Origin of the sequence: Streptococcus sp. HPH0090 (assembly GCF_000411475.1) — a bacterium.
Classification (GTDB): Bacteria; Bacillota; Bacilli; order Lactobacillales; family Streptococcaceae; genus Streptococcus.
Genome location: NZ_KE150464.1, coordinates 361,793 through 374,952, shown reverse-complemented (window position 1 = coordinate 374,952; position 13,160 = coordinate 361,793). Strand labels below are relative to the sequence as shown.

General features: G+C 39.2%; 12 protein-coding genes. 1 reads left to right on the top strand and 11 read right to left on the bottom strand.

The features are described from left to right. Positions 1-66: 66 nt before the first annotated feature. The 5 genes from dprA to gyrA all read right to left on the bottom strand — a co-directional run bounded on the left by dprA (position 67) and on the right by gyrA (position 6,465). A complete protein-coding gene (dprA, locus tag HMPREF1481_RS03850; RefSeq protein ID WP_025173258.1) occupies positions 67-924 on the bottom strand; it encodes a DNA-processing protein DprA in 858 nt (285 codons plus the stop codon). Between the two features lie 106 nt (positions 925-1,030). Further along, positions 1,031-1,966 (bottom strand): 4-hydroxy-tetrahydrodipicolinate synthase, encoded by a 936-nt coding sequence (gene dapA, locus HMPREF1481_RS03845; RefSeq protein ID WP_016465753.1) that lies wholly within the window; start codon positions 1,964-1,966, stop codon positions 1,031-1,033. Positions 1,967-2,017: 51 nt separating this feature from the next. After that, positions 2,018-3,094 carry an aspartate-semialdehyde dehydrogenase gene (locus HMPREF1481_RS03840; RefSeq protein WP_016465752.1) on the bottom strand — a complete coding sequence of 359 codons (1,077 nt, stop codon included), beginning with the start codon at positions 3,092-3,094 and terminating at the stop codon, positions 2,018-2,020. Between the two features lie 156 nt (positions 3,095-3,250). Then, a complete protein-coding gene (locus HMPREF1481_RS03835; RefSeq protein ID WP_016465751.1) occupies positions 3,251-3,997 on the bottom strand; it encodes a class A sortase in 747 nt (248 codons plus the stop codon). Further along, complete coding sequence (gene gyrA, locus HMPREF1481_RS03830) at positions 3,997-6,465, bottom strand: DNA gyrase subunit A (RefSeq protein WP_016465750.1); 2,469 nt, start codon at positions 6,463-6,465, stop codon at positions 3,997-3,999. The genes HMPREF1481_RS03835 and gyrA overlap by 1 nt, the downstream gene beginning before the upstream one ends. 194 nt (positions 6,466-6,659) lie before the next feature. Here gyrA and HMPREF1481_RS03825 point away from each other — a divergent pair, with 194 nt between their 5' ends. Then, a complete protein-coding gene (locus HMPREF1481_RS03825; protein ID WP_004253416.1) occupies positions 6,660-7,646 on the top strand; it encodes an L-lactate dehydrogenase in 987 nt (328 codons plus the stop codon). A 63-nt stretch (positions 7,647-7,709) separates the two neighbouring features. Here HMPREF1481_RS03825 and sdbB read toward each other — a convergent pair whose 3' ends face one another. The 6 genes from sdbB to HMPREF1481_RS03795 all read right to left on the bottom strand — a co-directional run bounded on the left by sdbB (position 7,710) and on the right by HMPREF1481_RS03795 (position 13,094). Beyond that, a complete protein-coding gene (gene sdbB / locus HMPREF1481_RS03820) occupies positions 7,710-8,273 on the bottom strand; it encodes a thiol-disulfide oxidoreductase-associated lipoprotein SdbB (protein WP_016465749.1) in 564 nt (187 codons plus the stop codon). A gap of 12 nt (positions 8,274-8,285) precedes the next feature. Continuing rightward, positions 8,286-8,993, bottom strand: coding sequence for a thiol-disulfide oxidoreductase-associated membrane protein CcdA2 (gene ccdA2, locus HMPREF1481_RS03815; protein ID WP_016465748.1), 708 nt, complete (start codon positions 8,991-8,993; stop codon positions 8,286-8,288). Positions 8,994-9,119: 126 nt separating this feature from the next. Continuing rightward, positions 9,120-9,980: a methionyl aminopeptidase gene (locus tag HMPREF1481_RS03810; protein WP_006148631.1), complete on the bottom strand. Its 861-nt coding sequence runs from the start codon at positions 9,978-9,980 to the stop codon at positions 9,120-9,122. Between the two features lie 15 nt (positions 9,981-9,995). Continuing rightward, positions 9,996-11,273 carry a CBS-HotDog domain-containing transcription factor SpxR gene (gene spxR / locus HMPREF1481_RS03805; protein WP_016465747.1) on the bottom strand — a complete coding sequence of 426 codons (1,278 nt, stop codon included), beginning with the start codon at positions 11,271-11,273 and terminating at the stop codon, positions 9,996-9,998. After that, positions 11,266-11,817 carry a GNAT family N-acetyltransferase gene (locus HMPREF1481_RS03800; RefSeq protein WP_016465746.1) on the bottom strand — a complete coding sequence of 184 codons (552 nt, stop codon included), beginning with the start codon at positions 11,815-11,817 and terminating at the stop codon, positions 11,266-11,268. The genes spxR and HMPREF1481_RS03800 overlap by 8 nt, the downstream gene beginning before the upstream one ends. 17 nt (positions 11,818-11,834) lie before the next feature. Further along, positions 11,835-13,094: a UDP-N-acetylglucosamine 1-carboxyvinyltransferase gene (locus HMPREF1481_RS03795; protein ID WP_016465745.1), complete on the bottom strand. Its 1,260-nt coding sequence runs from the start codon at positions 13,092-13,094 to the stop codon at positions 11,835-11,837. Between the last annotated feature and the right edge of the window lie 66 nt (positions 13,095-13,160).

The following is a 13,160-nucleotide window of genomic DNA, read 5'->3' as shown; positions in this document are numbered from 1 at the left end:
AAACCTGTCAAGACATAACACCCATATAATAGAAGAAAAGTTCGTGAAATGAAATCATTTCATTCATTAAAATTCAAATTCTGCTAGTATATCCTGCCCACATGTTGCTAGTTTTGCTCCTTCTTGGATTAAATGATGACAGCCGTCCGAGCGTCCATCTAAAATGGAACCTGGAATCGCAAAAACATCTCTACCTTCCTCCATCGCACGCTCACAAGTAATCAAACTACCAGATCTCATTTTAGCTTCAACAACGATAACTCCTCGACACAATCCTGCAATAATGCGATTTCTTGCAGGAAAATGAAATTTCAAGGGTTCTTCTCCCGGACCGTACTCACTTAGTATTAAATGATTGTTTCCAATATATTCTTGGAGCCGTTTATTGGAGCGAGGGTAATAGACGTCTAAACCAGTCCCAATCACTGCAATCGTTTTGCCACCAGTTTGAAGAATTGACATATGAGCTGCTGTGTCGATTCCTCTAGCAAGACCGCTCACCACAACCAATTCATTCTCCAGTTCTTCGATGACTTTTCGAACTGACTTGGTTCCGGTTTGACTACAAGAGCGACTACCTACAACTGCAATCTTTGGTAATTTTAAGAGATTTAAGTCTCCTTTGTAGAAAAGCAAGACTGGTGCATCATAAATTTCACTAAGCGAAATGGGATAAACATCATCTAGAATTGAAAATGACGGAAATTTTGCAAAATCCTTTTGTAGACGTTCCATGCTTTCAAGGCTCAATTTATGATACCGTTCCATAAAGACTACTGGATTACGACATTCTGAGGCTTCTGCAATAGTCTCTAAACTCAATTCCTGATCATAAATTTCTCCATATTGAAGAACTTTTAGTACTTGCTGATTACTTAATCCTGCTTGCTTTAACTTATAAATTTCAAAATTATCAATCTTAATTTTCATGATCGACTCCTTTTTCTCTCTCTATTTATCTATTCGTAGAAAAAGAAAAAAACTCCCAACAATTTGACTTGTTAGGAAGTTTCTATTTATCTTTGTTATGTTAGTAATCAGGTCGAAGAACTCCAGTAACAGTCGCTTTAGTTGCTTCGTAATCTCCGTCAATAACAACCTTGATAATGCGTTTAGCATCTTCTTCCGGCGCAGGAACCAATGGGAGGCGCGTTGGACCAGCTTCAAATCCCATATAGTTGAGAACTGCCTTAACAGGTGCAGGACTTGGGTATGAGAAAAGAGCATTGACTTTAGGAATAAATTTACGTTGAATTGCTGCTGCCTTCTTCATATCACTCTCTTCAATTGCAGTGAACATTTCATGCATTTCATCACCATTCGTATGAGAAGCAACAGAAATTACACCGTCAGCACCAAGATTCATAGCATGGAAAGCATCCCCATCTTCACCAGTGTAAACCAAAAATTCTTCAGGCTTATGCTCAATCAAGTAAGCCATATTGGCAAGACTAGTACATTCTTTGACACCGATAATATTTGGATGTTCCGCCAAACGAAGCAAGGTATCTGGAGTCATTTCAACAACCACACGACCTGGGATGTTATAGATAATAATTGGCAAATCAGATGCGTCTGCAATGGCTTTAAAGTGTTGGTACATACCTTCTTGAGATGGTTTATTGTAGTAAGGAACAATCGCAAGACCAGCTGCAAAACCGCCAAATTCTGCTACTTCTTTGACGAACTCGATAGAGTCGCGAGTATCGTTAGTACCAACACCCGCAATTAAAGGAACACGGCCGTTAACAACCTTTTGTACAGCCGCAAACAACTGCAACTCCTCATCGTGAGTTAGGGTTGGACTCTCAGCAGTTGTACCTGCTAAGAGAATTCCATCTGTATGATGTGCCAATAAGTGTTCAATTAAATTTGGAATAGCATCGAAATTGATAGAGCCATCTTCATGAAAAGGAGTAATAAAAGCTGTAATAATTTTACAATCTTTTAAATCTTGATAAGACATACAATAATTCCTCTCTATTTTAAAGAAGGAGTTCAAACGAACTCCAACATGTTATTTCAATTCAAATTTTAATTCAGCTGTTGGGCGAACCAAACCACGTTCGTGAAGTGTTTCTGCGATTTGGACTGAATTCCAAGCGGCACCTTTAAGGAGGTTATCAGAAACTACCCACATATGGATTCCTTTTTCAGCATCCAGGTCTTTGCGGATACGTCCAACGAAAGTATCGCGTGAACCTACAGCATTAACAGCTTGAGGATAGATTTGGTGAGCAACATCGTCTTCAAGGACGGCACCTGGGAAGGCAGCAATAGCAGCTTTCACTTCTTCGATTGGGGCTACTTCTTTTGTTTCAATATAAACAGACTCAGAGTGAGCTGACAAAACTGGAATACGTACGCAAGTTGCTGAAACGGCAATGCTATCGTCTTCCATGATTTTCTTAGTTTCGTTTGTCATCTTCATTTCTTCGTATGTGTAGTCATTATCTGTGAAGACATCAATTTGTGGAAGAGCGTTGAAGGCGATTGGATAGTGTTTCTTATCTCCACCTGAAGGTAAGATTTCTGATTTAACATCACGTGGGTTAACTCCATCATTTAAGACTTCACGAAGCTCACGTTGAGTTTCAAGAATTGCTCCCATACCAGCACCTGAAACTGCTTGATAAGTTGATACGATGATACGATCCAAGCCCCATTTTTGACGAACAGGCTCAAGAGCAACCATCATTTGAATCGTTGAACAGTTTGGACAAGAGATGATTCCGTTGTGAGCATCAAGAGCGTGGGCGTTCACTTCAGGCACTACCAAAGGTACATCAGGATTTTGACGGAAGTAAGAAGTGTTATCTACAACAACTGCCCCTGCTTTAACAGCATAAGGTGCATATTTTGCAGAAGTTGATCCACCAGCTGAGAAGAGAGCAATGTCAACCCCTTCAAAAGCATCTTCTGTTGTTTCTTCAATCGTCACATCTTGACCTTTGAATTGCAAGACCTTTCCTGCAGAACGTGCAGACGCAAGGTAACGAATCTTATCGATTGGAAGAGTTGATTCTTCCAACATTTTGATCATTTGAGCACCAACGGCACCTGTAGCACCGACAACAGCAACTGTGTATCCCATAACAAACCTCTTTTGGAATTTTCTAAAAATTTCTATAATAGAAACATTATACTACTTTTTGGAGGAATTGAAAAGTCTTTACCTAATCTATTTTCTGAAATCTACAAGAAAAAAGACTCGCTATCTCTAGCGAAGCCTTTTCTTCAATCTTACTGATTAATATCTTTGTTTATAAGGTTTATTAAATGCAGCTATTACATCTGACGGAGTTTCTGAATAAGGTTTGATATCTTTTAAATCTCCTTTTACGATAATCCGTTCAGTAGCATTGTAGTCCACACAAGTTACTAAGGTAATTTCATTAATACCTTCACGATCATCAATTTCATCAACACGATCTGGTGTCACATGTTTCACTTCACGAATATCGTAGGTATAGACTTTATCTTTATCAGTCAAATAAATCTTCATCCCTTCTTTAGCATTAACCAATGGTGAGAAAAGCATTTGACTTGCATTCTCAGCTGTAAAGATATGGTGGCTAGCTAAAGAATAATTGCCCTCACCCATTTTTTGGTCTGGTTTCATCGTTCCTGCTCCGTAGAACAAGTTTACATTGTCCAAACCTTTAAAGATTGGCAAGTTGATTTCTACTTCAGGAACTGCAATTCCACCTATAACTGGCAACTGCTGTGCATCCCATTGTGCTGATAAAACTGCTTCAGAAGAGATAGCCTTAACAGAATTAAAATCGAAATTTCCTTTTGCATCGTTGTTTTCTTCGAGTTTCTCTTTTGAAACTTGACTAACTTGATACTTATTCGTATTCCATACCATGAAAATATTACGGATCTGCGAATTAAAAATCAAGGCTAGAGACAAAAGGATTAGAAAGCCAGCCAAAATATTAATCAGCAGATTCTTACGCTTATTCTTTTTATTTTTAGTTCTTTTTCGAGACATTATTCTTCACTTTCTGTTTCGTTTTCTGCCTCAACTTCTTCCTTCTCTGCTGCTGCAACTGTTGTAAAGGTTACAATCTTAGCATTTTCATCTAGACGCATTACTTTCACTCCCATAGTAGAGCGTCCAGTTTGTGAAATATTGGCAACATTTGTTCGAATCATAACACCAGTGTCTGTGATGACCATCAAGTCTTCGTCACCTTTTACTGTAAGTAGACCGGCAAGTTGACCGTTTTTATCAGTAATATTAGCGGTTTTCATACCTTTACCAGCACGACCTTTAGTTGGATATTCAGTAGCAACTGTACGCTTACCGTATCCTTTCTCAGTAATGATAAGAACTTCGTCCTGGTCAGTTATCACTCGTGCACCAACTACAGCATCACCTTCACGAAGGTTTACCCCTTTAACACCTGTGGCGCTACGGCTCATACTACGTACTGAAGATTGATTGAATCGAACTGCATAGCCTAATTTAGTACCGATGATGATGTCAGTATCTTCTTGAGTAAGGAGAACATTAATCAATTCATCCTCATCTTTCAAATTCAAGGCTTTGAGACCATTTTGACGAATATTTGCAAATTCTTTGACGCTGGTTCTCTTAACGATACCTGCTCGAGTTGTAAAGAAGAGGTAAGCATCGTCACTACGTTCTGATTCTACGTTGATGATGGTTTGGATACTCTCACCTTCATCTAATTTCAAGAGGTTTACGACAGGCAGACCTTTGGCTGTACGGCCATATTCAGGAATTTCATACCCTTTTAGTCGATAAACTCGTCCTTTGTTGGTAAAGAAGAGTAAGTGATCGTGGGTGCTAGTAGAAACAAGCTCACGAACAAAATCATCATCCTTAACACCAGTACCTTGAACACCACGTCCACCACGTCTTTGAGCTGTAAACTCGTCCTGGTCTAAACGTTTAATGTAGCCTTTATTGGATAGAGTAATGAGAACATCAGACTCTTCAATCAAATCTTCATCTTCAAGTGTCAAGACTTCACCAACCATCAATTCTGTACGACGTTTATCATTAAACTTACGTTTGACTTCATCTAGTTCTTCTTTGATGATTTGTGCTACGCGTTCTGGTTTTGCAAGAATATCAGCTAAATCAGCAATCAAAGCAATCAGGTCATCATACTCAGATTGAATCTTATCACGTTCCAAACCAGTCAAGCGACGGAGACGCATGTCGAGAATGGCTTGACTTTGACGTTCAGAAAGCTTGAACTTACTCATCAATTCTGCTTGGGCCTCTTCATCAGTTTCACTGGCACGGATAATACGAATAACTTCGTCGATGTGGTCTAGTGCAATCAGCAAACCTTCCAAGATATGAGCACGAGCTTCAGCTTTTTCTTTATCAAATTGAGTGCGTCGAGTCACCACTTCTTTTTGGTGTTCAATATAAGCATCTAAGATTTGACGAAGAGAGAGAATCTTTGGAACACCATTTTGGATAGCCAACATGTTAAAACCAAAGCTAGTTTGCATCTGAGTCATCTTGAACAAGTTATTCAAAATAACATTGGCAGATGCATCACGTTTCACTTCGATAATAAAGCGAACACCTTCACGGTTCGATTCATCACGTACAGCTGTAATGCCTTCAATACGTTTTTCTTGAACCAAACGCACAATATGCTCATGTACCTTAGTCTTGTTAACCATGTATGGGAATTCAGTAACAACAATACGTTCACGACCAGTTTTTGTTTCTTCGATTTCTGTACGAGAACGAAGAACAATGGAACCTTTCCCGGTTTCGTAAGCTTTGTGAATACCTGATTTCCCCATAACTAGAGCACCAGTTGGGAAGTCTGGACCAGGAAGAACTTCCATCAGTTCCTTGGTTGTAACTTCTGGATTGTCCATAACTAGTTTAACGGCATCAATTGTTTCACCCAAGTTGTGTGGTGGAATATTGGTTGCCATACCAACAGCGATACCTGTAGCGCCATTGACCAAAAGATTTGGGAATCGAGCTGGCAAAACTAACGGTTCACGTTCATTGGCATCATAGTTATCAGCAAAATCGACCGTGTTTTTATTGATATCACGAAGCATTTCAAGAGCAATTTTACTCATTCGAGCCTCAGTATAACGTTGAGCGGCAGCTCCATCACCATCCATGGAACCAAAGTTCCCATGCCCGTCAACAAGCATGTAACGATAACTCCACCATTGTGCCATACGAACCATAGCTTCATAGATAGATGAGTCCCCGTGTGGGTGGTATTTACCCATTACGTCCCCTGTAATACGGGCAGATTTCTTATGAGGTTTATCAGGCGTAACTCCTAATTCGTTCATTCCGTACAAAATACGACGATGAACAGGTTTCAACCCATCACGAACATCAGGAAGAGCACGCGATACGATTACACTCATGGCGTAGTCGATAAAGCTAGTCTTCATCTCCTTGGTCAGATTGACATTCACTAAATTTTTATCTTGCATTAACAAATGCCTCATTTCACTATTAGTAATTACATATATTATACCATAGTTTGGACTATTTTACAGTTTAACAACACGTGTAAAACGTTTACATATTTATCCCGAAGGTATATCCGTGACAAAGCTTAGCAAAAGTGATAGAATGAAATCAAATGGGGTTCCCCCTTAATAAAATAAAGGAGATGTTTAGACAAATGACAGCAACTAAACAACACAAAAAAGTTATCCTCGTCGGTGACGGTGCCGTAGGTTCATCTTACGCTTTTGCCCTCGTAACACAAGGAATTGCACAAGAACTTGGTATCATTGAAATTCCTCAATTGTTTGAAAAAGCAGTTGGTGACGCTGAAGACCTTAGCCACGCGCTAGCTTTTACTTCGCCTAAAAAAATCTATGCTGCTAAGTATGAAGACTGTGCGGATGCAGACCTTGTAGTTATCACTGCCGGTGCTCCACAAAAACCAGGTGAAACTCGTCTTGACCTTGTTGGTAAAAACCTTGCTATCAACAAATCAATCGTTGAACAAGTTGTTGCGTCTGGTTTTGACGGTATCTTCCTTGTTGCTGCTAACCCAGTTGACATTTTAACTTACTCAACTTGGAAATTCTCAGGATTCCCTAAAGAACGTGTTATCGGTTCAGGTACTTCACTTGACTCAGCTCGTTTCCGTCAAGCACTTGCTGAAACTATCGGTGTTGATGCTCGTTCAGTTCACGCCTACATCATGGGTGAACACGGTGACTCTGAGTTTGCTGTTTGGTCACACGCTAACGTTGCTGGTGTTAAATTGGAACAATGGTTGCAAGCTAACCGTGACTTGAATGAAGCAGATCTTGTTGAGCTCTTCATCTCAGTTCGTGACGCTGCTTACTCAATCATCAACAAAAAAGGTGCTACATACTACGGTATCGCAGTTGCTCTTGCTCGTATCACAAAAGCTATCCTTGATGATGAAAATGCGGTTCTTCCACTTTCAGTCTTCCAAGAAGGACAATACGGAGTTGAAAACGTCTTTATCGGTCAACCAGCTATCGTTGGTGCGCACGGTATCGTTCGCCCAGTTAACATCCCATTGAACGACGCTGAAACTCAAAAAATGCAACTTTCTGCTCGTGAATTGCAAGAAATTATTGACGAAGCATGGAAAAATCCAGAATTCCAAGCTGCTTCTAAAAACTAATTCAATTAAATTTTTAAAAAAAGAAATGTCTAGACAAAACAGTCTAGACATTTTTTTATAACGTTAATTCATTTGTGCAAACGCCGCTTCTGCATCTGCATTACTAATTGCACCTATTTGGATTTTGGCAATTTTACCATTTGAATCGATTAGAAATTCTGTTGGAATGCTTCGAATCTGATAGGCTTGGAAGGTTGTCCCCTTGGTGTCATATAGGACAGGAATATCCTTATAGCCCTGCTCCTCAAACCATTTTGGAAATTGGTCTATGGTTTTTTCACCTTGAAGGCCTGGTGCAATAACAGATAATATTTCAAAATCACGATCTTCTTTTGCAGCAAGTTCCATTAGTTCTGGCATACTTTTTTTACATGGTCCGCACCAAGAAGCCCAGAATTTTAGATAAACTTTTTTACCTTTAAAATCAGATAGTTTGACTTCTTTTCCATCCATCGATTGTAGCGTAAAATCAGGCGCTTCTGCTCCTACAGCTATTTGTTTAACCGTTGCTTGTTGCTGTGTTTGACTCGTTTGATTTTCCTGACTTGATTCCTTCTCTTCCTTGCCACAAGCAATCAAAAGAAAGATAGATAAGAAACTAAGTCCAAAATAGATTGTTTTTTTCATAGATTACTCCTTTTATCCTAATATTCCGGATAAGACATTTAACTGTCCCAACATTAATAAAATTCCCATGAGAATAATTAGTAAACCACCAATTCTTTTCAGTAAGAGTAGGTGAGATTTAATTCTACTAAAATAAGGCATGATGAGACCTGATGCCAAGGCCAATACTAAAAATGGAAGCGCCATTCCAAGAGTATAAACTAGGGTTAATAAGGCCCCTTGAAGAGCTCCATTTCCTCCTGAGGCAGCTAATGCTAAAATTGAACTTAAAACTGGACCAATACATGGAGTCCAACCAAAGCTGAAGCTAATACCTAATAGAAAGGCTGATAGATATTTACTAGACTGTTTTTGATCAAATCTTACTGTTTTTTGGAACTCTAATTTTCGTAAATGAAGGATTTCCATCTGATGTAATCCTAGTATGATAATAATACCACCCATAACATAACGAAACCAATCAGCATAGAGTAAGTTGCCGAGAAATCCTGCTCCAAACCCTAGAATAAAGAAAATTAGAGAGATACCTGCGATAAAACAGAATGTCCGAATTAATCCTGACCAGGCAACATCTTTACCTAAAAACCGAAATGTCTTTGACTGCTCTTGATCATCTAACAAAACACCTGCATAGACTGGTAACAAGGGAAATATGCAGGGTGAGAAAAACGATAAAACCCCAGCTAAAAATACAGAGATAAAAAATATAATACTTTCCAATTAAGAACCTTCTTTCATATAGTCATCTTTTATTTTACTATAAAAGAAAACGTTTGTAAGATATCTGCTACGCAAATTTGATTTCAACTTTAACGAATAAAAAAAGGAGCTCAGCTCCCTTTTTGATTAATAAGTTCCCTCTTCACCTTGACTTGTCAAGATTACAGGTCCATCCTTGGTAATAACAAACTGGTGTTCATACTGACATGATAGACCACCGTCGATAGTTTTGTGCGCCCAACCTGTCTTCATATCTGTATCGATTTCCCAATCACCTGTATTAATCATAGGTTCGATTGTCAAAACCATACCTTCACGAAGACGGAGACCACGACCAGCTACACCATAGTTAGGAACCATTGGTTCTTCATGCATAGTTGGGCCAACACCGTGTCCTACAAGATCGCGGACAACACCGTATCCACGACTTTCAGCATATTCTTGAATCGCTGCACCAATATCGCCAATTCGGTTACCAACAACAGCTTGCTCGATACCCTTATACATAGCTTCCTTGGTCACGTCCATCAAGTTTTTAACTTCTTCTGATGGTTTACCAACTGCGTATGCCCAACAAGAATCAGCCAAACCACCCGTAAAGTTTTGAGTATATTTTTTCATCTGCTCAACGTTGTTAAAATTGAGTTTAGAAACATTGAGGTCAGACTTCGCGATTGGCCCACCAAGAACCATATCAACCTTGAGAAGGTCACCCTCTTTGAGGATATAATGACGAGGGAAGGCGTGTGCTACTTCGTCATTGAGCGAACAGCAGGTTGCATATGGATAGTCCATCATTGCTCCATCAACACCAATCTGTAGTGGAAGGAAATTCTCTTCTTTACAACGACGGCGAACATACTCTTCTACTTCCCACATATCAACACCTGGCTTGATGATATCACGCAAGCCAATGTGAATGCTCGCAAGAAAATCGCCGGCCTTATCCATAGCTTCGATTTCTCTAGCTGATTTTAATGTAATCATGTTTACTCCTAGATTCTAATTAATTTTTACAGTTACATTTGCTTTTGATACAATTTGATGATTGAGATAAATGTCATAATCAATAATAGCCGATCGTCTCGTATGATGAATAATTCTAGCTTGAATCCGTAGAACATCATCAATCTGAACAGCCTGTAAGAAGTAAATCAACATTTGTTCAATGATGAGGTTACGCCCGCTATTAACGACCAAGTCTTGCGTCATATGAGTCAAGATTTCTGAAAGAACACCATTAGCCAGAACACCATTTTTTTCTAACATAAAGGGTTCGACTGTAATAACAACTTCATCATGATGATAAGACAACTTCTGTCCAATCTGTTCTGAAAAGGTTGGTAAAGTTGAGACCTGAGAACGACTCATTTTTTCCATGACATCACGTCTAGTAATGACACCAAGCAAGGTTTGATTGCTCCGTACAACAGGTACAATTTCAAAATCTTCTGCAATCATTCTCTGGCTCACGTTAGCAATATTTGTGGCTAAACCGGTCATGTAGACAGTTCTTGTCATGACCTTATCAATGGTAGTTCCTGGTGATTTATCTCCAGCATCACGCATGGTCACGACACCCACAACAACCTTATGCTGATTGATAACAGGGAAGCGACTACTTCTATTCTTACGAACTAAATCTAAGTAATCTTTAACAGTATCCGTTTCCTGTAAAAAACCATATTCATGACAAGTACGATAGATTTTTTCAACAGTTAAAATATCCGTCTTTATTTGAACATTTGACAAAGCTCGGTTAATCATAGTCGCAATGGTAAATGTATCATGTTTACTGCGTAACACTGGGATATTCTTCTTATCAGCTGCGTTCAAAACATCTTTATGAACTTCAAATCCACCTGTGACCAAGACAGCATTTTCGTTTTCTAATGCCAACAACTGGATGCGTGTTCGGTCACCGACAATGACTAGCCCACCATCATGAAGGTAAGAAAGGATATTCTTCTCGGTCATCGCTCCTATGGAAAATTTACTAAATTCTCTGTCCAACCCAGCTTGACCAGCTAAAACCTCTGAACCAGTGACTTCTGCAATTTCCGCAAAAGTGAGTTTCTCAATGGCAACTTTTTTTGATTTGACACGAACAGTTCCACTTCGAGGACGTGTTTCAACCAATCCTCTATTTTCAGCTTCTTTGATAGCACGATAAGCTGTACCATCACTCACTCCCAGTCTATTTGAAATACTTCGAACACTGACCCGTTTTCCGACTGGTAATTCTTCTAAATAAGCTAAAATTTCTTGGTGTTTACTCATTTAGCTCTCCTTTTGTATAGCGAAATTCTAGATAATCCCGCATCTTACGAGTATATCGATCACTACCCTTGAAACGGCGATATAGAACGAAGCCTGATTTTTGTGCAACCTTTTGACTAGCACTATTTTCTAGATGCGTCACAATAGAAAGTTGCTTTAATTCAAACTGATCCATAGACAAATCACGTAATTTAGTCACTGCTTCCGTCATATATCCCTGAGACCAATAATCTTTCCTTAAAAAATAGCCAATTTCCGCTTCTTTACGAATTTCATCTAGCTTTTCAAACTTGATGGCTCCAATCATCTTCTGTGCTTTCTTATCACAAATCGCCCAAATTCCCAAGGGTGATTTCATAAAGTAGTTAGCAAGAGCATATTGGCTTTCCTCAATGCTGGCTTGCGTAGGAAAAATAAATTGGAGATTTTCAGGGTCTGATGCTAGAGCATGAAAGTCATCTACATCCGTAAAAAAGAATGGACGGAAAAACAAACGTTCCGTCTCATAGAAAGAATACATTGCTAATTTTGTCCAGATATTCATTGTGTTCCTCAAAATGGCTAATCTTCGATTAGCTCAATATCTGCTCCAAGGTTACGTAATTTTTCAATAATATTTGAGTAGCCTCTTAAAATGAACTCTACACTAGTAATTTCTGTTCTACCTTCAGCCATTAATCCAGCAATAACCAAGGCAGCTCCTGCACGTAAGTCAGTCGCTCTTACACTTGCACCGTGTAAAGGATTGCCACCCTTGTAGAAAATATGGTCATTCGTTGTAGAAATATCTGCATTCATTTTGGCTAATTCGAAGACATGGTTGACACGTTTTTCATAAATGGTATCAATCAGTGTTCCTCGTCCTTCTGCTTTCAACAAAAGAGGGGTAATCGGTTGTTGAAGGTCTGTAGCAAATCCTGGATATGGAGCTGTTTTGATATTCACAGCCTTAAGATTTGTTTGTTCTTCAACGTAGATACTATCTTCAGAAACCGTCATATGAACACCCATTTCTTCAAGTTTCGCAATGAAACCTTCTAAATGTTCATAAAGTACATTGTTGATACGGATTCCTTGCCCCACAGCAGCAGCCATTGCAATATAAGTCCCTGCTTCAATACGGTCAGGAATTACCTGATGGCGTGTGCCGTGTAGAGATTCAACACCATCGATAGTAATCATATCTGTACCTGCACCACGAATATGAGCTCCCATATTATTTAACAATGTAGCTACATCAATGATTTCAGGCTCTCTAGCCGCGTTTTCAATGACTGTACGTCCTTGAGCTTTTACCGCTGCAAGCATTGTGTTAATAGTTGCTCCGACACTAACAGTATCCATATAAATATGAGCGCCTTGTAATCTAGAGCCGTTTGTTGAGAGATTCATATTGTCTCCCTCATAGGTTGTCTTAGCACCCATGGCTTCGAAGGCTTTTAAATGCAAGTCAATCGGACGAGGTCCCAAGTCACATCCACCAGGTAAACCTACTGTTGCTTCACCGAAACGTCCAAGAAGACTACCGTAGAAATAATAGGATGCGCGAAGACTGTTGATTTTACCATATGGCATTGGTTTATTTTGAACACCACGAGGATCAATCTCTAAAACATCATCATAGCGCTTTACACTAGCACCCATAATTTCCATGATATCAATCAAACTAGCAACGTCAGAGATGTCTGGAACACAGTCCAAAATAACTACATCATCTGACAAAATAATAGCTGGAATCAGAGCTACTACACTATTTTTCGCTCCACTGATGGTTATCTCACCCTTTAATGGGCGTCCACCGTTAATGACAATTTTTTTCATTATTTTTATATACTCTTTCACTATTTATTCATAAGGTCTCACCCTATATTATACCATATTTCTTTC